Annotated in this window: 2 protein-coding genes; both read right to left on the reverse strand. The window is 52.7% G+C overall.

Features of this window, described 5'->3' with window-relative positions; all coding sequences use genetic code 11:
* Positions 1-39 precede the first annotated feature (39 nt).
* Positions 40-21,222: a lectin-like protein gene (locus P8N76_02015; protein ID MDG2380424.1), complete on the reverse strand. Its 21,183-nt coding sequence runs from the start codon at positions 21,220-21,222 to the stop codon at positions 40-42.
* 947 nt (positions 21,223-22,169) lie between these two features.
* Positions 22,170-23,754: FG-GAP-like repeat-containing protein (locus P8N76_02020; protein ID MDG2380425.1), on the reverse strand; the 1,585-nt coding region annotated here is incomplete at its 5' end.

The following is a 23,754-nucleotide window of genomic DNA, read 5'->3' on the forward strand; positions in this document are numbered from 1 at the left end:
AGCTGCCACTTCGTCGCAACGGCTCGTACGTTGCCAAGATCAACTACCAAAAGAATGCAGCGGATCCTCCAATGCATCCAACGAGTCCGTTTTTAAAGCACTGGCCAATTGCTCGGGATCGGCAAACAAGTCATCCAGTTCGCCTTGATGTGAGGGCAGATCATCAAAAATCCTGTCAAAGCGAGTCAGGACCGATTCAGCGACCGCATTTTGCGAATGGCTGGATCGGGTCTGGAAATTGATCGACTCAATCCCTCTAGCTTCCGACGCGTTGTTCAAGGGCTGTCGGACTGAATCATCCGACAAGATGGAAATTCGCTGCTTCGCTGCAAAAGCATTCCCATCCGCTTCCCCTTCTCCATTGGATACAAGTGATCGCGAATTTAATTTATTCAAGACGAGTAACACATCCAGCGGCACGACATGATTGTCATCGGTTACGTCCAAGAAGCCGAAATGCCTGACTTCCAATTCACTCAAGGCATGATCGATTCCGCCAAACAGTAATTCGCCCGTCGGAAGCGTAAAGCGTCGACTGTTTAATTCATTGACAATAAAAAGCGCATCAAGCGGGGTGACCACACCGTCACCCGATACATCTAAAGCATCGGCAGGGTTGTGCCATTCGATGGGGCCCATCATCTCGACGACCGCAGAGTCAGTCTGGTACTTGCGACGATAGATTCCATCGGTCGTGGAAAAGCCTGCCAGCTTCCAATCCGAATCGAGTTCTACTGTGGAATAATCGTCAATCGTCAGGAGTAGGTGATTTTTCGAATCCGTACTCACGAGTACTGAGGGAACATCAAGCTTCAATTTCGCTCCGTCGACACCACGCAGATTGATCGATTCAATGGACTCCAACACGGGCCCTGCTACGTTGGTCAGATCCACGATACCGGCATCTGCGTTTAAGACGAGTTGATCCATCCCAGGGTCATCACCACCAGAGACAAAGTCAGGCTCACCTCCTGAAATGATCTGATCTTGCCCCAAGCCGGCAAACATCCGGTCGACGTCCGGACCTCCGTCCAGATAGTCATTTCCTTCTTTCGCAACGATCCAATCTTGACCGGGCCCTCCCCGGAGCGAATCATCCCTGGGGCTTCCCTGGAGAAAATCGTCGCCTTCACCGCCGATAAAGTTTACGGCCCCGCCGCCAGCGGACAGATAGTCGTCATCGGCGCCGCCATTTGCCTCAATCAGTTGCTCAACATTCGCAGCGACAAATAGTCGATCGATTCCATCGCTCAACATCACCGTTAACGATGCAACCTCCGCATTGAAAAACATTTCCCGTAACAGATCGACTTGGGAATTGGCTGAATCGTTAGCTGCGTTCCCGGAAAATTCCGCATGAACCACCAACTGTTGATCCTGTTGCTCAACGACAACAAGATCATCACCAAGAGTACCCACAATCTGGAGTTCATTCCCATGCAAGGAAACGCCATTAACATACTGAACGGTCGAAGAAGCGATCGATTGGCCGGTCAACGAATTCACCAACGTGACCGTAGTCGAGTAATGGCCCGCTTGAGAATAGGTATGAGAACTGGAGAACGCCTGCTCGGCAGGCTCAAGCGACACCACCGTGGCGGGAGAATCGTCCCCCCATTCGATAACCGCCACATGAGCGTCATTGCCACCTCGATCAACAAAGCCTCCGGACAATTCGACCGGCAAATTAGCTGGCGCCAGCTCGCTAATCTGCTCCACGATCAAATCTTTGGCTGGCTGATCACCAACCTCAAATGTTCGCTGATAATCGGTGTAGGCTCCATCACCATCGAGAACTCGGACGTAGACCGTTTGTAGACCGCCGTTGTCGATAAGAAGCGAGGCCTTGCCGAGCAGTGTTCCGTCATCATAGGTCGCGGCGTCGCGCTGTGCCTCATCAAGTGAAAAGTAGAAGCGTTGTGGTTGATCACGCCCCTCGCCCTCGAGGCCCCGTAACGCATGCCAAGGCTGAGTTGCGTCAGTCGCTGCGAAGGCTAGATCCTGAGCGCACTGGGAAACGGAGAACTGCAAATCCGCCCCCTCGACGAAATCGCCTTGGGCATCGAGTCGATGATAGATCTGACAAGTTTCCGTAGGGATCGGAATCGCAATCGGCAATGATTGATAGCCTTCGAACAAATAGATTTCATTCGTGCCCCCCGCCGTAAAGATCGGAGAATGAATCTCCAAGTTGGTGGTCGGCGGCCGCTCCAGCAGGTAACTCATGCTTTGAGTTCCGTTCAAATCATCCCACTTCTGCGTGCTGCCGATTAAGTAAGCGTAGTGCTCACCGGTCCCGGCATTATTAGGTCCACTCGAATCCCAATTCGTAAAATCAAAGTTATCAAGCGAGGCTTTTCGACTTTGACCATCGCGTTCATCGACCCAATACCATTGCCCCTCACTTCCAACATCCGAGGCTCCAATCCAGACATTTTGATCGCCCAAAGCGGCAACGAAATCGGCGGCCTCCTGAGTTGTCAAATTCGCCATCCAGCCATCACGATCGGTCGCATTTCCGCGTGCCTGATCCCAGGTAAAGTTCCCTTTGACAACTTCGAACACGGCGGAAGGTGCTTCATCGCTTAGCGCTGAAAGGAGCACGGGTCCTGCAGAAAGATTGATTACTGGCGTGTCAGGAAGCACGGTTAAACTTTGCCCGGAGTTTACGGAGAGATGGTAGCGGTCATCGAGAATTCCACCCGCGTTCAGGATCGCTAATCCAGAGATACTAAAGACGCCATCCGAGTTATTGTATTCGGGAGCTTCCTGATCCTGATCCAGTTCACTAATCCGTTCGGGAATCGTCTTCATCGGCACAACGCTGCGAGCGTCGAAGGCATCTTTCAAAACACCCTTCATTGGGATATCGATTCGACCAATCTGCAAATCACCGACATTTTCGATAGCCACATCGCCAAAGTCCGTAAGCGCCGCCAATCGGGAGACTTGTGTGCGAAGGGGATCAACCTCGCGCCCGATTCCCCAACCTTGTAAATCATGCCGACCCTCCGCGACAAACACCACCCGATCAGCGATCACATGAGTTGCCATCCCGACACCACGAATCGTCCCTTCACCGTCAGCTCGTTGCCCGGTAACCCCATCGTAATCAGCCACCACTAAGACGGCTCCTTCGTTTCCGTCTGGATGGGCGTTCGTACTGATTTGACTGAGGAACAAATCGCTGGCGGCCATCAGGATGACATTCCCAAATTCATTGGCAATGCGACTACCTGGTTCCATTAAAATCTCAGCGGCAGCGTCGCCCTCTTGCAGCCGTCCCTGTTTAAATTGGGTTCCGGCTGCCAAGACGATCTGGCCGTTTCCGCTACTCGACACGAGTGTGTTCGGCTCAGCGACGGAAACGTCAATCCATTTCCAGATCCCTTCTTGCGTTGCATCATTCGCTCCTAACCAGACGTCAACCCCCTTGGCAGCGACCTGGGCAGCAACCTGTTCGTCATGGCTAAGAATCGTGGCCAAATGACCGCCACGAGAACGAGCGTCCGCATCAGCTTCACTCCAAGTAAAACTTCCCTGCACCAGTTGGAAATCACCGTCAGTTTCCAACAAATAACTACGCGGATCCGAACCAAGCACATCATCCCACTCGCCATTCGCATACATATGCAGATGATCCTGCATATCGCTACCGTTGTTGGGTTCACCGACAGCCCAGTTTTCAAAATTCTTCGGAACAACCCAAGTCCATTTACCTTCATGACCTTCATCTGTAGCTCCAATCCAGACGTTCTTGCCATTGGTATGTTGAGCAGCTCGCGCCTGTTCCTCTTCGCTTTCGATCACCGCCAAGTGACCGCCGCGAGATTGGGCATCATGAGCTGCCGCCCACCAGTCGAAGCTACCGTCTACAAACAAGAATTCACCTTCGACTTCAAGGAGGTAGCCATCGAGTACGGTGCTCCCTCCCGCATCATCCCATTTACCCCAGGAGTACATCTGTACGTAGTTTTGGCCTCCGCAACAATTGTTTGGCTCACCTAACTGCCAATTCGAATATCCGCCTGAGTCCGGCCAGAAGGGTTTTTCAAACCGCATGACTTCATCGTTGTTTTTCAGCACAATCCCTGAGCTACCCAGTAGGTTGATGTTTCCGTTGCCTCCGCGGGTGATCACCGGCTGTTTAATGACGAGGCTTTCCTGGCCGACCCATTTCCAGTTGCCAGGATCATCGATATCCGTAGCACCGATCCAGGCGCTGATCCCCCCAGCTGCTGTTTCAGCCTGGGCCTGCTCCGTTTGATTTCGAATCGTCGCCAGCTGACCGCCGTTTGCTAGTGCATCACGGTAGGCCTGAAACCAGTTGAAATCACCCGAAACCAAACGAAAACCTTGCTCATTTTCGAGTAGATAAGCATCCAGTCGATAATCACCAGGGAGATCATTCCAGACTCCATCGGTACGCAGATGGGCGAAGTGTTCTGTCCCCTGCCAATTGTCAGGCTGTGACAGATTCCAGTTTTGATATCCGTCCTCGACCACCCATTTCCAATCGTCAGCATGTGCAGGCTTGGTGGCCCCAATCCAAACGCTCGTTCCTCCGGTATGCTTGGCTGCCAAAAGTTGCTCGGCTTCGTTTTGAATCGTCGCCAACTGCCCGTTCTTCGTGCGAGCGTCGACGGCTGCTTGAGCCCAAGTAAAGCTGCCGCCCACGAAGGAATAATCACCATTGACTTCGAGGATGTAACCTCCTTTGACATCGGTCCCGTCAGTATCATCCCAGGTTCCATTGGCGTACATCTGTACATAATCCGCGCCACCGCAGCAGCCATTGGGTTCACCGCTCGCCCAATTCGTATACGTCAAATCCGTTTCGGATCGAAAATATTCCAGCGAAACTCCCGTAGACGGATCCTGGCCCAAACCATTCGATACCAGCGTAAGGTTACCACCGCCTTCCACGGCGATAGGCGCATCCACCACCAAGCTTTGATCCGTAACAACATGCAGATTGCCTTCGAAGACGACGAGATCACCAAGGCTCAAAGGTGCACCTGAATTAGCCGCATAAAGCGAATGGATCGGCTGGTTTTCAATCTTGCTTCGCAGTTTCTGAACAGCGATCGGCAGGGGTTGCTCGATCTGTCCTAATCCTCCCATCGAACCAAGCTGCAACAGCCGAGTCTTAACCCGCGGCTGCTGTTCTTCCCCAGGGTTGGCGTCCAACAATTGCCCCGCACCGTACCACGTAAAGGTACCGTTTTCGCGTGTTTCAATCTGACCACTCAGGTAGGTATCTCCTGCTGCATCCAACTCGATATCACCGTGGGTCGAAACGATGTCTCCAATTCTTGTTTCAGGGCTGCTGCTGCGGACATGGGTTTCGACAACGAGATACGGTAGCGGAGTACCCCAGTTATCGGCAGGAAGATCATTCCACAAACCATTAGAAAGACGTTGTAAGAAATCCTCACGATCAGCCACATTATTGGGTTCACCGTTGTTCCAATTGGAATAGGCGTTGTCGACCGGTTTCCCGTCGCTTCCCCCCTTCCAGAAGTTTGAGTCCGCATAAAACGGCGTTAACCATTCCCACAATCCCTCGCTTTTCGCATCCGTCGCTCCCAACCAAATGGATTGACCGGCGGCTAACTTTTGAATCTCTTGATTCCGTTGGACGGTATCGGCTGCGGCAATCCAGCCGCCCCGTTGATAGGCGTCTAGCCAGGCGTCGGCGAACGAGACTTCGCTCGCGACAAATTGCAAATCATTTTCCGTCTCTAGGACATAGGCGTGAAGTTGTTCGCCATTTTCATCAATCCAATTTCCATCGTCATCCATCGCAAGGAAATCTTCATTGCTTTGTCGATCGTCAGGCTCAACTTGCCCTTCCGAGTCCGCCTCATCAGTGGCTGTCGACAACGAAGCGTGTTTCCATTGCTCGAACCGACCGTCAATGGGCGATCCGGTTTGATAGTTTCCGAGATAAAACGGCGTGCGGAAAATCTCTCCTGTCAACCAAGCCCACGATCCTTCCTGGCGTACATCGGTGCCCCCATACCAGGCGGCACGCCCATCCATCGCCTCATTGACGAGATATTCCTCATTCGCATTTCGAATGGTTGCCAGCCACGCGTCATTCACAGCCGCTTCTGCCATCGCTTGAGCAAAGGTAAACATCGTCACGGAAACCGCAACGTTATCAATGACAAGCGTTGAATCGCCGCCTGCACTCGGCATGGATTCGATGCGAATTGTGACTTCTTCCGCATCAGCTCGAAAAACAAGATCCGAATGGTACCAGGGTTCACTACCGCCGACAGGTTGCACGCTTGCAGTACCGCTTGTGCTGCTGGAAAGATTTCCAATCAAGGCGCCGTTGGCGTAAACCTTGGCAACGGGAAAATCTCCACAGCAATTGCGAGAATTGAAATCAATACCCAATTGATAAAGTGTGCCCACTTCGAAATCGCTGACTGATTGCTCGAGGTAGCTGCTGCCCTGTAGAAAGGCAACATGGGTACTGTTGCTACCGTTATCGCGGAAAGGTACGTTGCCATCGGAGATGGGATTGAGGCCGTGGCCACCGCTTCCCATCCACCCACTGATATCACTTGGATTTCCACCTCCCGTGTAGCCGGGCCATTCGGTAAAACTCGCCGAACTTGCTTCAAAGTTACCATTGGTCACCTTTGGCGTGGAGACTTGAACTAACTGCCAAGTATGATCCACACCGTCACGGATCTTGATCGGGCCATTCGTATAAACGGACAGTTGCCCGGAGTCCCCCGCAATGGTTGCATTCGCGTCAATGCTCAGCAATCGAGCTTCATCTTCGGCCTGAAGCGTGGTGCCATCTGAGCGAAGACCGTGCACTAGAATGTCGCCATTGGCATAGATTTCTTGATGATTGGCCGCAAATTGACTTTCCGAATTGAACCCACTGATGAAATAGTGAGTCGCGAGATCATCCGACGGATCCGGAGGCGTGCCGATCGTTTCGAGAGTATCGTTCCAGCGACGCAAACCAACATCAATCGTTTCGCCCTCCAGTCGCTCGATACCACGAAATCGCCCACCTGAATCAGGCTCACCACTGATATCAAGTGACACGTGGCCTCCGCTCACGACGGATAAGATGGCGTCGGTCGAGCTACCCAACGTCGTTGCGGACACGGCAACATTATCGATAACCAGCGTTGCGTCACCGCCCGCACTCGGTATGGCTTCAATACGAATCGTGACTTCTCGGGAGTCAGCCCGAAAGAGCAGATCGGCATGATACCAGGGTTCACTTCCGCCCACCGGTTGCACCTGAGCGGCTCCGGTCGAGCTACCCGAAAGGTCGCCAATTAAGACACCATTCGCGTACACATTCCCAATCGGAAAATCGCCACAACAGTTTCGAGAATTGAAATCAATCCCCAGACTATAAATCTTGCCGGATTTAAAACCACGCACTGTTTGTTCGAGATAGCTGGTCGCTTGCAAGAAAGCCACGTGCGTGCTGTTACCACCGTTGTCGCGGAACGGCGCATTACCATCGGCAATAGGATTAATTCCGTGTCCCCCACTGCCCGTCCACCCACTGATATCGCCCGGATTTCCTCCTCCGGTGTAGCCAGGCCAGACAGTAAAACTACCCGCGCTCGTTTCAAAATCACCATTGGTCACCGTCGGATCGGTGGGCCTGGTCGATTCAGAAACCACGATCAGTAAATCACCTGCGATATCCCCCTGAGCGGCTTCCAATTGCAGGTTTCGACCATTCAACCGTAGTTCGTCTCTACGAGGTCTCAGCCACGTGCCTTCCATCAGGGAATCAGAGCCGTCAATCCAAACGACCGAATCACCGGCCAGAGATGAGATCGCATCGTTCTCTGCCTGGGTGGTCGGCCAAGCGACCCGACCACCCCGCGAAGCCGCATCCGCTTTGGCCGCATCAAAGGTCAATTCTTGGTTGATCAATTGGTAGCCGGATTCTGTTTCAAGCACATACCGATATTTGTTGTCACCTCGAATGTCGTTCCATTTCCCGTTGCCGTACATGACAGCATGATCTTCAATTCCCCCAAAATCATTCGGCTCACCCGGATTCCAATTGGTGTAGGCACCGTTGGCGGCCGTTCCATCCATGTTGCCCGACCATACCAGCTGTTCAGACGCCGTCAGAATGTTTCCCGACTGGCTACTGATATCAATCCGACCATTGGGATTGTGAATGTCGCCGGCGAGCAGGATATCGGCTGTTGATTGCTCGTCACCGGGAAAGAGGTTGCGAGCGTGGAAGGCTCCCGGCACTGATTCACCGGGGTTTAATGAATGTCGAGCATTCAAAGAATTGGTTGCTGCATCCACCACCACCACGCTCGGACGTTCCGGACGAGTCCAGATTCCTTCCTGCTGTGCGTCCGAGCCATTGAGCCAAACATCATTCCCTTTGGCCAGTCCCCAGATGAGAGAATTTTCAGACGCGGATGTCACTGCCGCAACCGTGCCGCCTTTTGACCGGGCATCCGCGACCGCCTCATCGAAGGTGAAAGTCGTGGCAGATAATTCGTAGCCGCTGTCGGAAGCCAGAATGTACTTATGTTGGTTCGTGCCTACGCTGTCGACCCACTTGCCATCTTGTGCGCGGAGAATGACGTAATCCTCGCTTCCGTTGGCATCCGTTGGTTCGCCAAACAGCCAATTCGCATAAGCGCCATTGACCGGGAGACCGTTACTGCCGCCTTGCCAGAAGATTTTTGTTTCAACCCGATCATCAATGGCTGCATCGAGGTCCACGTCGCGAATCACGAGATCACGGTTCGATTCATTTTCTAGATCGGCAAAGAAAACGGCATAGAAGAGCGCGTCGCCGGTAACGGCCGAATCCCCGCTCAGCGACGTATCCGAAGGCCGTGCGGTAAACATTGTCAACTGTTCCTGGAAATCGAACGGTACGTCCGTGACGAATATGGGCTGATCGACGGGGACAACGTCGCCCACTTGCAAGTTGCCGCCGTTCAAGACGACGCCTTCAATTTCAACGACTTTTCCTTGCGAGTCGACTTCGAGATTCGCCTTGGCCTTGCCGAGCACGGTTGCATTCCAATCAATGGATTGATCGCCGGTGATATCCTCCCTTTCCGTCGAATTTGAGCCACGATGGTTAAAGGCGTGGTACTTGAGATTATTGGCTTGATCGACATCCTGGTGAGCATCTACCCAGATCACGTCCGCATGGATGATCGCACCCTTTTCAGCACTCACCTTCACATCCGTGTCATAGTTGAGGTTTGCCAGCGCTTCCGAGGAGATACGGCCACGGTAGGTATAACCTTCGATGTCAACATCCAAAAGTTCAACCGTTGCATCGATGTCGAGGGCTTCAGCCACGAGCAGAGCCGATCCACCGATTTCCACGTTGATGTCACTTTGAATATCGACTTGGCCAATCGCTCGCTGTTTGTTCTGCATTCCCTTACCAGTCGCATGAGCATACGACTGGCCCGTGTCGACTCCGCTGAGCTGAGAGATGATGGAAATGTTGTCAGCGATCAGCATCGCGTCATCAATGCGGATTTTTGTCGCGTTTCGTCGATCCGAACTGTCGGCGATCGCAAAGCTCATCCCATCGGTCTCGTTGGCTTTGGAATTACCGAAGACACCGTTCGATTCGGTGTCAGACGTCAGCTTTCCATCGAAAGTAGTGGAAGCCGTCAAATCAATCGCGTCACCCGCCGTAATTCGAGCATTCGAGAGCAAATGCAAAAGGTTCTGGTACTTGCCGGAAATATCGGCATTGGAAACCTGCGTTGAGACGATACCGCCTCCTTGCGTGGTGGCACTCGCTTTACCGTTGTCGCTGTTTTCCGAAACGATTTTGACGGTTCGATTCGCGTGGATCAGTCCTTCAATCTGAATCAGGCTGGTTGAATCGATCGAGGATTTTGCGAGTGATCGAGAGTCGGAAGCAGCTGCCCCCGTGTGACTATTGACGTGAGAGTAAACATTCCCTGCCGAGAGAGCGACCAGCTCGACCTCATTGCCTCTCAGTTCAGCCCCGGGTGCAACTTTCAAACCGGCTGAAGCAAAGGAGTTGCTGTAGCCTTTGGGGTCACCTGTCACATCGATCACCGAGCCCCCGGCGGTGCTCACGGAACTGCTGGCGGTTCCCGTACCGTCGTTCTGAGGTTTGGAAGCTGCGCGCACCAATTGCAGGCTTTGCACGTTCAGCGGCCCTGCAGCAATGATGTCGACCACGAGCTTCTGATCGCCCTCGCCAATCGAAGTCATATCGGCACTCGTGGTACCGACTTGACTCAAGAATCCCTTCGTCGTTTGAAGCAACGATTGCGAGTCGACGTCGATTGGACTGATTTCTAAATGATTACCCGTTTGAGCGTCTTGAGGCGAAGCAGCGAGACCGAAGTGATCGGGACCATCGGTGACGACATAATAGGTCACATCGGGTTCGAGACCTTCGACAGGCAGCTGTTCAACAGGGACGAGGGAGTGGGTGATCGTTTCGACTTTGCCGTTTCGATCCAGCGATATCTCAGCTCCCGGAGTTCCTGCATCGGTAACTTCGTTGAGCCGAACGCTATTGGGATGATCGCTGTCATTCTGAACAAATTCGACGAAATATCGATCGCCGCTCTTCAATCCAGTAATCGCCTGATCGCGTGTGCCGCCAATCCACGCAGAACTCACGTTTTCAGAGACCAACAAATCCTGAGCAAGTTCGTTCGAATCCTGGTCTGGGATTCTGGCAATCCAGCCCCCACGTTCAATCGCATCAAGCCTTGCCTCGGAAAACGTACCCGTAAAAGGTATCAACTTGTAGGCTGGAAACTCAACGAGAGCGTATCGACGGTGCGAATCATCCAAGTCATTCCATTCCCCAGCCGAGTTCATTTCAAGTAGTTGTTCTCGATTGTGGTGTTTTGTGTGCCGACCTTGATCATTCGGTTCGCCATTGGCCCAGAGGGCAAAATCCGTTCCGTTGGGAACGTATCCATCGGAAGAACCTTGCCAAAAATAGTCGCCATTGTTCGGATCAAGTGCCCCCGTGCTCCAATGCCAGGCGTCTTCGAGATCCCAATCCGACCCACCCAGCCAGACTGCGTTTCCTGCAGCGGCTTTGACGGCCGCATCGTACTCATCCTCGGTCTGAATGGAGGGCAACCATCCCCCTTTGGACGCCGCGACAACCGCGGCGCTAGCGTGACTCATCTCCCCAAAATTTCGCATCAGCACAAACTGAGGCTGCCCCAACAGATAATGTGTTTGTGAGCTATCGAGCTGAATGTCATTCCATTCGCCGTTGGAACCCATCACCGTCGCCACCTCAACGCCGCCTGAGTTATTCGGTTCGTTGGCTGACCAATTTGTATAAACGTCTCCGACTGCGGATCCTCCGACCGTGCCCTGCCAGAATTGTTCCCCCAAGAGTGGATCTGAGTGAGGGTCCGCTTCATTTCCGGTAACCCAAAACCATTGGTCGCTTGTTGCCTCAACACGGTATTCAACCAGCTGACCATCGCTAAATCGCGAGATGTCGTCACCCAAATAGATCGTGCTGCTGATGTTGGAATCCTCTTCCGTCAGCAAAGGCTCTCCCGTATCAGGATCAGGCGACACGTCGGCATTTACATAATCGACGGAAAAACCCACGCGGTCGGGTGCCAGATAGGACACTGCTTGTCCTGTTTGAAAACCATGACCGGAAATGTGAAATTGATTGTTCGCGATGATTTGGCCGTCCACCGCGTGAGGGGCAATAGGATAAAGGGGATTGCCAGCCGCATCTTCACTGTATTCATACAGCCGCAACGTATTATCCGTTTGTTGATTGACCCAATATTTCCCACCATCGACCAAGCCTCCGATCGGCTCAGGACCATGCTGTCGATAAACAATTACATCCCACTGTTCGGGCAGCCAGTCCTGAAAAGGACCGTTGAATAGATTGTTCTCACTAAACGTCAGGGTATCCGTTTTCAGGTCAACCGTATTGATCGAACTATCAACCACTTCCCCCAGCTGAACCATCGTTTCATCGAGTCCAATGGTTCGATATTCTCGCCCCACCTCCAATCCCGCCACGGGCGCGACCTGGCTGCTGGTGGTCTTGCCATCATCCTTAAAGTTTTCATACCGCAGCACGTCGCCCGTTTGATGTCCTTGCGGAAGGTCGAAGGTAATCGTGTCTGCTTCTGGATCAACACCCAAAGCCGCGTTAAAGTTGCCCGGATGGGCATTCTCATCGACTCCCGCATGCACATCGACGGCAATCACGCCACCGGCCGTCAACTTTGCATCCTCCCCAAGCACCACTTCGGTGATTGGATCCACGATGGCAGTTACCTGAGGCGTCATAATGGTGGCAATCAGGCTGCCACCGATCATATGTGCGGTACCGGAAGCATCCGTCATCGCTTCCGTCAGAATGTGTATATCACCACCCGCATTCACCTTCGTGACGGGATTCACCTGCCATTGACTGGATTCATCGCCCCCCGAGGAATCTTCGTCGTCAACTTCTCCAACGGAAGCCTTGACCACAGGAGTCGCAATCACGTTTTGAAGCAACGCTCCGACTGGGAAACCTAGGGAGAAATCATCCTGCTGACTTTCCGTTGTCGTTTCGCCTTCGGCGATGGCTCGAAGATTCACATTCCACACATCGACGGAAGCATCCCCCGAGATCTGACTCGTGACCGTGGGCGAGTGCAGCGAAGTCAGTTTCACAAAATCAAATGCGGCTAGTCCAACACTGACGTTGCCTGAAGTCACCGTATTCTTACTGTGATCATCATTAACAGCGACAACCGAAAGGTCGCCTTGCAAGGCTTCGACCTTGAGAAGTTGACTGCCTTCTTCGTTTTGAACGTTGGCACTAGTTTGATTGGCCACAACCGACTCGGCAAACACAATGTCCGTTGAAAACCCGATACCCACTTGGCCGGTAATCACCAGTGTGGCAATCTCGCTTGAGGTTTTCGATGTTGAATCGACGGTAATGTGACCGCTTTCGGAACGAACCTCGATCGGATCCGATGCGGTCGCTTGATTCGTCGACAGGATCTCTGCGGAGACCACGTTCTTCATCTTTCCATCAGCGACAGGCGTGGCTGCGGCCACCGATACCACACTGAGCGAAAACGACATATCGCGTGTTTCACTCAAGGCTGTCGTCTGGTCACTTGCGTCCAGGTCGATGTTCCCCTTTGCGTCAACATGGCTGTCTTTGACCAGAGCACGAACGGTACTTGCCGATTCGTAGTTCAAATAACTGCCGGCTTCCGATCCGGCAAAGCTAACACCATCAGCACTAATTGAAACGGCTGCGCTCACCGTTTCACCCCGCAAGTAAAGGCTTTGCTGAGGATCGTCTTCGGTTGACTCTTTGCTGAGCAACTCTGCCTTGACAATGAGATCATCGGCGGTGGTAACCACGTTGGCCTCGGCCTCGACAATCGCCTCGACCTGGTCGGCGAGCGTCGCGTCAATTGTCGACACACCGGCAACAAGTGCCAGCGTTCCGCCAGCTCCAAACGCTCCTTGAGCGTCGACCGTTTCAACCCATGCTTGCAACTGAGGCGTTGACTGCGACTTCACTTCAACCTGGCTTGCGGTTACCGAAGCGCGGGTAATCCTAGCAATAGTGGAAGAATCGTATTCCGAGTCGTCCGTTTTTTCGAGTCGATTAACAACCGAAGTATCAGATCCTCCGACCGCAAAGGCCGCGCCAGAAGAAGCGGACACATCGATGGCGATCGTGTAGAGCTTGGCGTGAACCAAGGCAGTCTTGTCTGCTGAGATAGAAACCTTCCCAACACTGTCAATCACCGTGGCATCTGAATTCGTCGCCTCGATCCCGGCATCGACCTCACGGGTCACATCATTGGTCGCCCATTGCACGAATGCGTTGAGCTCGACCGCCGTTCCCGAGGCGAACGCAAACGCCAACTGGCCTCCATATCCAGAGGCCGTGACCGTTGAATGATCCGTGCTGCGAACGGCAACCTCCCCCTCGGACTCAACTCGACTGTCTGAGATCACGGCCTGGGTCGCACCATCAACCGTATTGAGAGTTACCATGCCAATCAAACCAACATCGATCGATGCGCCTTTCAAGGAAATCGCGATTGCGACGGATGCATTGGACCCGATCGCCTCAATCGTTTCCGTCGATGTGGCGTTCACGTTCAGCTGCTCGATCGTGTTGATTGTCGACTGTTGGACTCCTGCCCGCACATCAACGGTGAGATTATTTTCCGCCAACGTCAAGCCAACCCCGACATTCACAACGCTCAGAGAAACCGAAAGCGATATATCGATAATCTCACAGGTTATCTCTGAGCTCGATTCGGCCCACACGTCAACGGTCCCACTACTGTGAATCACAGTTTGGTCACTAATTTCCGCGAGTACGGCTCCGCCGACGTCGTTGAAGGCCATCGCGCCATTGATATCACTGGTGAAAATCCCCTCCTCCATATTGAAGGCGAGCACGACTCCCACCTGGACTGCCCAAGATTCAACCGTCGCTTGAGACGATGCAGAAACCTTCACATCGGCAGTCGGTGCTTGGATTTCCGCATTCGCGATGACCGCCTGCACCGAACTGTCATCGGTAATTCGATTGGTTGCCCAACTCGCCCCAACGGATCCGCTAAATGTCCCCTTGGGCCTCAGACTCAGATCAAATGCGAGGCCCGTCCCGATGGCCTTGATCTGGGCCTGATCAGTCGCGGCCACCGTCAAGCCCTGGGAAACATTCACCATCGTCGACGCGAAATTGTCTTCGTCATCTTCTCGCCCAACCCGAGCGTCGAGCTTCCGAGTGATCTGATTGGTCGCACCGGCAAACGTAAAGGCCGCCCCATTCTTGCTGAAGCCAGCGTCAACCGCTCCTGCAATCGTGACATTGACGATGGATGAACCGTCGACTGCGGACACATCCAATGAATTTGCATCCACGGTTGTTCCGCTGCCAACACGCGCATCGATCGTTGCGTCGATCAAGTTGTAGGCGTAGGAACCTCCGAAAGCCACCGAGAGTGAACCGCCACCCTCCGGATCCTCGTCCAACGCCGCCTGGCCGTAAGCAATCGCAAATCCGCCGCCGTCTCCCGTGATCGTATGATTGCTAACCGCTTGGATCTCGACCTGACCCGAATCGGGGACTGCGGTCGTTCCCGCGTTGAGTGCCACATACTCAACAACCGCATCGGTGTGACTGTCTAGGTCGTTGATCGAAGCAGAAAATGCGATCGAAATCGTGAAGTCACCTGAGATTGCAACGCCCAACGCGCCCGACACGGCCCAGATTGCGGCTTCCGTGTCATCAATATCGTGCCCTGTCTCGGGTTCACCAGTGGAGGCAAAAACTAAAATATCTCCAGCAACCGTGATCGGGACCTGCGTTGCTGATGGCTGAGAGTCGGTAATCTTTGCATCGGTTTCCAAATTCAAACCATTCCAGGCCACCGAACCGGCGACCGCAACGGCAGTTCCATCCCGTTTTCCTTTACTGATCGCCCCCGCACCCGACGCGACCACGTAATGGGTTGGATTGTGGGCTTGAATCGAGAGTGCTTCATCACCCGTCGATTCAACATCAATTCTTTGAAAGCCATCAGCATCAATCTGCGCCCGCGTCGCGTCATTCACGGCGTTAATGGCGGTGTCGCCAGCCAACGATAAGTCGAAGCTACCTCCCTCCAATTCTTCTTCAAGCGGTACGGCATTCAAATAGTTGTCATCGGCGTCGAAAATGCCGACAAACTTTTCCTCCTTTGGCTTCTTTGCAATTCGAAACGTCGGAATGGCCGAGACCACCGAAAAGGAATAGACGTCTCCGCTGTTTTCCGCATCCACGGAGATACTTTCGGCATCGATCAGGCCGGGTTCCGCGTCATCGGTAGAAGCAGTTGAATCACTCGCGATCTGATAAGCTTCGGCCCAATCCGCCGGAACTAGCCCGATGAAGCTACCTGTTTTTCGATCCAGCGTCGTCCAAGACCCACTGGCACCGATCCCGGCACCGCCCCCCGACACTAAGCTTCCGGATACCACGACCGGTCGAACCTGCGAGTTCGAATCGAGTTGCAGTTCGCCACCTTCGTAAACAACCCCCGCATCGACTTGCGACAGTGTGACGCTGTTATGGTTTGAACGCGTTCCACTTAACCCAAGTCCAACTCCGTCCGACTCACTTCCGGTCTCGGCAATGAGAGTGGTTTCGATGTCTTCATCGGATTTCACACTCAACCCCGCAGCACCAGTGTGAATCAGGGCCGCCGGCTCTACCAAGGCCAGAGTCGTGTTTTCCGTCTTCACATCCAACACGGAAAGGCCCATCGCGAATTTCTTGGCCTTCGATCCAAAAGCGGAAAAAGCCGTACCCAAATTCCAACTCACCAGACCTCTGAGGATGTTTACCTTGATGCTACCCGACAAACCAATGAGGGTCATCGTGGTCGATGCGTCGACAGCAACTTCCTGCTCGGGAGCGCGCAGTGTCTCCTTTTGGTTGATACGGGCCTGATCACGAATGATCGCCTGAGATGAGTTTTTATAGTCAATGTAAGCAGCCGATCCTGTCATCGAAGTCGTTGCTCGTTTGTCGTACGCATCCGTCTTATCGCCGTCTGGATTTTCACTCACCTTGTCTGGATAAAAAACAACACTGTTCGACCAAACATTGAGATAACTATCGACTCCCAACGTCGGGCTGATCCACTTCGCAATGTTAGGAGGCCAATTAGCCGGATTACTTCGATTCGTATTTCCTGAGGTCGCCACACCATCCTTGACCGTCGGATACTTTAACCTCGGATACGCTAAGGTCGCCTCAATTTCGATGGTACCGGATGCATCCAACTGAGCTTGGCTTCCAACCTCAGCCACCACATCGTTGTCAAAGAACCCAACGCCAACCCCGGCCGCCAAGGCAAAGGTTTTCCCGCCGCCGGCGCTACCCGAGCCTTTGGCAAAGACCTTCGAATTCTGGGAATGCGAGGCCTCAATCGAGATATCACCGGTCGTCTCTAACACACCGTTGACGGACGATTTGATGGTATGTTTGACGTCCGTGAACGCCACAGCAGCTGCCAGTGCGAGTGGAACGTCACCCTTCGCTGCACCATCGAATCGACCACGAGTAAATGAATCTTTCCAAGCGGATGAACTCCAGAGCAATTCTGGTTTTGTCAGAAAATCGTTGAAATTGGGTTTTCCACCGAGCCCAGCCCCAGCAAGCGATTGATTCTTGTTGGTGCTGGTGCCGGCCGAGATTTCAATCCCCGCAATCGCAGGATCGGTTGCCGACAAACTCGGTTGTGACGAGCCGTTAAAGTTTGTTGTGTCGTAGTCGATCACCGCCGCAAGTTCCGCTTCGACCTGTGTTTCAGCAAGTCGCAGAGCCCGGGGTCCATCCACCACCGCGAAATATGCTTGGCCTGCCAACAAACCTTTGATCGGTGGATCGTTCGCCGTAAATACCTGTTGCCATTCAAATGCATGATGATCACCCACCGCGCCGTTTTGCAATGGCAGTGCCTGCCCGGATCCAGCATCATTCGCCGATGCGGCCAAACGGAAATGATCGTCATCAATCTTGATCACGAAATAGCGATCGCCGTTGACGAGTCCAGGAATGGCAGTACCGTCCCCGGTAAGGTAAGTCAGCTGATGTCCTGTCTCCCATCCATGTTGTGAAATGCGAATCGTTGAATCCGACTCGGTAATGGGAGGCACTTCCGTCGGATCGAAAACGATCGCCGGTGAGGCTTCACCAAGAATCGTCTCATCGCGCAGCAGGTTGAACAAATGCAAGCCGCTGCCGAGACTGCCTCTCGAGGTAAGATCAAGGGTCACGGCCGCCTGAGCGTTTTCCGCGGAGTCTGCCAAGCGGACTGAGTTTTCGCCTGCAACGACAACGTAATAGTTGTAGGTATCCTGCAATCCACCGACGGGATCTCCACCGCTCGTTTGATAATTGACGCGTTGGCCTGTGACCCAGGGGTAAGCAAGCTGAAGTGTGTTATCGTCAACATCAACAATTGCCTGGGATAAACCGGCATCAAACGTTCGAGCAAACGTTGTGGATTCGAGCGTTTGCTGAAGAGAACTGCCAACCGACCCAAGTGACAAATATCGAATTGGTGAATCACCACGACTGGCTGCAGTTGCATCTTCGACCGTGGCCGCCAAACGAACGATGTCGGGGGTAATTCGCACAACGTAGTATTGGCTGCCATCTGTGAGTCCCTCGATCGCATCCTCGCCTTGGGCGTTGTAGGTCACAGACTGGCCTGTCTCAAGCCCATGGTTTGGCGTGACGATCCAATCTTCCAATGCGTCGACCTGAAACGCCTGAAAATTGTGGAGTTCTCCGGATATGGCGGTAGCCCCTTCCGAAAGGTCAATCATCTCACCTGCAGCTAACCGTTCTCGCGAATCCGCTAACTGAATGCCGGAACGATTGATCACGGAAACATAATAATCTCGCCCCGAAACCAAGCCGCCAACCTCGGCATTTCCATTGCCAGCCTGATAGGTCACACGTTGCCCTGAAACCAGACCATGCGGCGTCGGAAAAAAAATATTGTTTTGAGTCGCATCAAGGACATCTAAGCTGACTTCAGCGGTAGGATCGAAAACAATCGTGCGATTTTGGCTCGCCTGCAAATGATGCACGCCCGATTCAGGGGGCTGAAACACGATGGCCTGCGCGTTTGACGCGTCATCGGATGTCAGCGCTAATTGGAAGCGATCTTCATCAATGACGATGGCATACAATGTTTGTCCATCATGCAACGCCTCGCTTTTGGTGGGCTGCAAAACGGCACCGGACTCCAACTGGTAGATGAGTGCTTCTCCCATCTCCAGCCCATGATTTGGGACCACCAACAAATTACTTGACAGTTCAAAGACGAGTTGACTGAGCTGAAGGGTCCCTGTTGGATCGAACTTGATCGAACTCGGCGGAGGTGTCAACAAATGATTCTTCACCGTTGTCATCGGTTGTTTCACCGACGCATCGGTGTTGTAGATTAGCCGTGTTCCGGTCGCGATTCCCGCCGTGTCGATCGCTAGCGTATTGGAAGACGGATCGAGAGCCGAACGAGGATCAAAGGCAATCGTCTTGGTAACATACCCCAATCCTTGCTGATCTCCCTTGCCTTGATCCGTAAACACAATCGCATTCCCATTGATGGCATCCGCCGGAGACGTGGCCAATTCAATCGTGTTGGCATCAACTCGAATAACATAGTACGCCTGCTGATCATACAATCCGCCGATCGGCTCAAACTCTTGAGACTCCTCGCTCGTGGAAGCCATCGCGAGGTACTGTACTTCTTCGGCCGTTTCCAGCCCATGATTCTCGATCTGAATCTGGTTGCCACGAACCGCCTCGGCTGGAGAGAATGTCAACAGATCGAGCACATCGATCTGTTGTTGAGAGTTAAAATCTCCGGGAGGAAGATCCAAATCCAACTCTCGGGTATGTGCTAACTTAATGGCATCCTCCAACACCTCAACGATGTAGTAGGGCTGCCCATGCTCAAGCCCCGTGATCGGCTCGAGGCCGTCGAAGCTCGCCACTTCATAAACCAATTCATCGCCGCGATTCCAACCGTGACTGGAGTCATAGGGCAGCGTATTCGCGGTAATCTGTTGTCTGGAAAGCGAAATTGAATCGTCTGAGCTCTCGATTTGATTGGCGGTAATCTGAGCATTCACCGTTGAAGTGATATTCGATGTGTCGGTCCCCACAGCAACCGTCACACCTCCCATGCCATCCCCGTAAGCCCTCGTGGACGCATTCGGTATTGACTGAGGAGTTCCCGTTGCCTCAATTTTGACAGTGCCATCTGACTCGATCAGAACGTTTTTTTGGATATCGTTGAGCACTGTAAGTTCTGCATCGGTGATCGCCACGGCGACCATCTTAACCGAGGCCGGCGATTTCAGATCGTAGTCACCTCCCTCCTTTTCCGGATACTGAGCCATCGTCCTGACGTTCGCCAGTGCCTTCGCCGTTCCTTCGGACTCAATCGTGATATCACCACCCGCGATGAGTACGGTTGGCGTGTCACCCAATGGTTTAAGTCTGGTCACACTTTTGCTCGTAGCACGCGCGTACCCGACAGCAATCTCAACTCCAGACGCACCGCCGAAATGACGATCTTGAACCGCCTCTGCCTGTGACTCAACGGTACCTTCGCTCGTGATTGTGATGCTATTCTCTGCATCGAGCGTAGAGCCTTCAATGGTGACCGCTGACGAAGCTTCACGGAGAAACACGGACGCGGTCGGCCACTGGACCAAGCTACCCAAGCGACCGTGAAAAAAGTGCTCAAGCCCCTTTCCTACAAGACCATCAAACAGAGCACCCGACACCATGGTCCCGAACCATTTGTACTCTCCGTCAAAAAAGCCGATTGCATCTTCGGCAACGGCTTCAAGCTGAATGGACTCCGCAGAGATATCCGATTCAGATACGGTGATTTTTACTGTATTGGTGTCGACCCCAACAACTTGTTTTGCAAATTTACGAAACTTATTTTCCACGGAGACTTCGAATTCCCCAGCCTCTATCTTCGATCCTTTAATCTCGACGCTCAGTTCATCCGAATCCGAATGGATAAGACTCGAGTCGCTGACCTCAAAAGTAATGTCGCCAGACTTAAAAGCGCTTCGCTCTTCCACCTGAGAAAAAAGATCGCCTTCGATCAAAATGGAATCGGTCGTCGAAAACACAATTGAACCGGAGTCGCCCTGCGAATCAGCATTGGCTGCCAAACCTCCCGCAGTCACGTCGCGCGTAGAAATAACCGCACCTGAAGCGAGGGAAATCTTCCCCTCCGCATCGACAGAAATATTCTGACCTCGCGTATTCAAGGAGCCGATTTGAATTTCCTGATCGTCGCTGACACCAAAATCAAGATGCCGATCGAGTTGATCAAGAACGATCTGTTGATCACCCTCTTCGCCTGTATCGAAGTCCGTCGTGTAAGTTCCGTCGCCAATGCGATATTGAAGCACGTGATCGCCTGACGTGGTGGCAACTTCGCTGAGATGAATACGGGCATCAGCATGGCTGAATTCGACCGACCATTTATCGGGGGATTCTTCTAACGACACCGTTGTCAACAGAATCCGTTCTTCAAGACGATCAAATACCAAGCAATTTCGAAGCTGTTTTTTTCGCGAACGAACTCCATGTCGCCGTATTGAACGTTGTTGATAACTCATCACAGAAAGCACTTCATGGAGGCTGTTCATATCTTTTTTTGGCTGCAGAATTTTTGGACAAGTGGAAGCGAATCGAATGGGCGAAGAAACACCAGAGATTTACGAAAGGCCAAACCACGCGCACCGAGGAAACTAAATAAAATAAACCACATCGAACTACGATGCGAGGTTAAACGCAGTGGCACATTCTAATGTGAAGGTTCCGGCAATAGGTAAACGAATCGAGTGAATTTTGTTTTCATTGACCTCACCGCCTTCCGGACGAAAACCTGTTGCAGGCCGATTATTTTTCAAAATTCTCTTTCATCCGAACAGCCCCCTCAAATGAAGTAATCGCTTACTAACAATCATCCTCAGCGGACTCGTAGCGTTGACGTTGTCAGCACGATTGCAAGATTGACTCAAGCAGCACGAGGATCGACTCCCGTATTGTCATTCGGCTCCCTGAAAAGCTGTACCTGTCACTTTCCCTAACGCTCTTCGCGTATCACCGGCTTTACAGACAATCGCCACAACGAAAACTATTTCCGATTTCCGGCAACATCACTGCAAAGAAATTCGACGGGCGTAACGTTTTCATGCAGCGTCTTTCTCATGGCGCCGAAGACTAGTGAACAAAAATCAGCCTCTGCACAGATTTCCTGGATTTCGATGACAGAAGCAGGAAAAGCTTCTTCTTACTGGATCGTCGATCAGCATGCGCCGCCCGTTGAGTAGAGTCAATCGAGACGAAAAATCTGGGGCGTCACGACACGCGCCAGGTAATCGAGACAAGAAAAAGGAGGTAAGTAAAGAGTTCGCGACTTGCCATTCGGCAATTCGCGTTTGGCAAATGGCATTGCTACCGCAGCGACGGAGGCAACCTTTGGTCAAGCCTGGGTAGAATGAACGCCAGGAACAAGAAAGCTCACCAAGATGAGCAAGAGTGCGCGAGTGTCAAGTTCTTCTCAATAGCTGAAGTCGGCAATTTGCAAATCCATCCAAGATTCATCGGCGAACTGCCCCCACATTTCGTTGATCAGCCCTTCAGCTGTTGATCGACCAAGCCACCAACGGTTTCGATGGCGGCCAATGACGTCATCTCGACCATCACCATCGAAATCACCAACTGAAACATCAAACCAAGTCACCGAATCCGACCAAGCACCCCAGTGCTGGTTTTCGAATTTCGTTCCATTCGATCGAGCTAACCACCACTCACCTCCGTTTGTTCTGCCGAGTAGATCGGCGAGTCCATCACCATCGAAGTCGCCCACTTGTACATCGTTCCAAGTGTGATTAGCCCAGGCGCCCCATTTCTCATTGGCAAAAGCGTTGCCCGTTGACTTACTAACCCACCACTTTCCGTTCGCGCGTCCCAAAACATCGTCTTTTCCATCGCCATTCACGTCGGCGACAGAAACATCCATCCACGAGACTTTCGTCGACCACACACCCCAACTTTCGTTCACAAACTCGGTACCTGTAGATCTGCCGACCCACCAAGTGCCGCCGTCAACCAAACGACCAACTAAATCCGACATACCGTCGCCGTTTACATCGGCAACTTGGACGTCGGTCCACTCACGATTAGCGGCCCACCTACCCCATTTTTGATTAACAAATTCAGTACCATTTGATTTGGCCACCCACCAATTGCCACCTGCTTCAGTGCGTCCAACAACGTCGGTATTTCCATCGCCGTCAACATCTGCCAACTGCACATCAATCCAGTTAACGGCAGTCGACCATTGCCCCCAGATCTCCGCTTGAATCGTCGAGCCATCGGCAATCCCAACCCACCAGGTTCCATTCTGGCGTCCCACGACATCGATCAATCCATCCCCGTTAAAATCCGCCGCATGGAAGTCCTGCCAATCTTCACTATCCGCCCAAGCGCCGAGATCCTGCGTACTGAAGGCGTTACCCTGGGAAACGGCAACAAGTAGCCGGTCGCCCGATCGGACCAGCAAATCATCGCGTGGCGGATCGTCATTAGAACCGTGCACGGTGATTGCAAGTACCCCTGTAGACGCCACGTCACCATCGGTAACGGTATAAACAAACGATTCGATCAGTGTTTCACCATCATCCAGTTCGTTAACAATTGCATTTGCATTGTCCAAGGTGTAGATATAATCTCCATCCTGATCTAGCATCAACGCCCCATAGACGCCAGAAATTGTCACTCCGACGTCAGCTGCATGACCATCCAAATGGCTGATACTAAGGACAGCTTCTTCTGGATCATGGTCATTTTCGAGTACATTGCCTGCAACGAAATCTGGATCTGAATCCTCATCCAGGTGTTCGCTTTCATTGGCTACGATCGGAGATAAGTTGCCGCCGTTCGCTGATGCCACAGCAATCCAGGATGCCGCCGGTTCCGAGTCTACCGATCCATCATTGACGAGATACCGAAATCGGAAGATACCCTCAAAGTCAGTTTGTGGAATGAAATTGAAGACGCCTGTCTGCGGATCGAGCGAAATGGCGCCCGTGTCGGAATGCTCGAGCAACGAATAAGTCAGGGAGTCTTCGTCGCTGTCACTA

It is taken from the genome of Pirellulaceae bacterium (assembly GCA_029243025.1).
Taxonomy (GTDB): domain Bacteria; phylum Planctomycetota; class Planctomycetia; order Pirellulales; family Pirellulaceae.

What these genes read in the sequence shown, in the direction of transcription:
- P8N76_02015 (MDG2380424.1), bottom strand. Translation starts at nt 21,222, where the DNA reads ATGAGTTATCAACAACGTTCAATACGGCGACATGGAGTTCGTTCGCGA.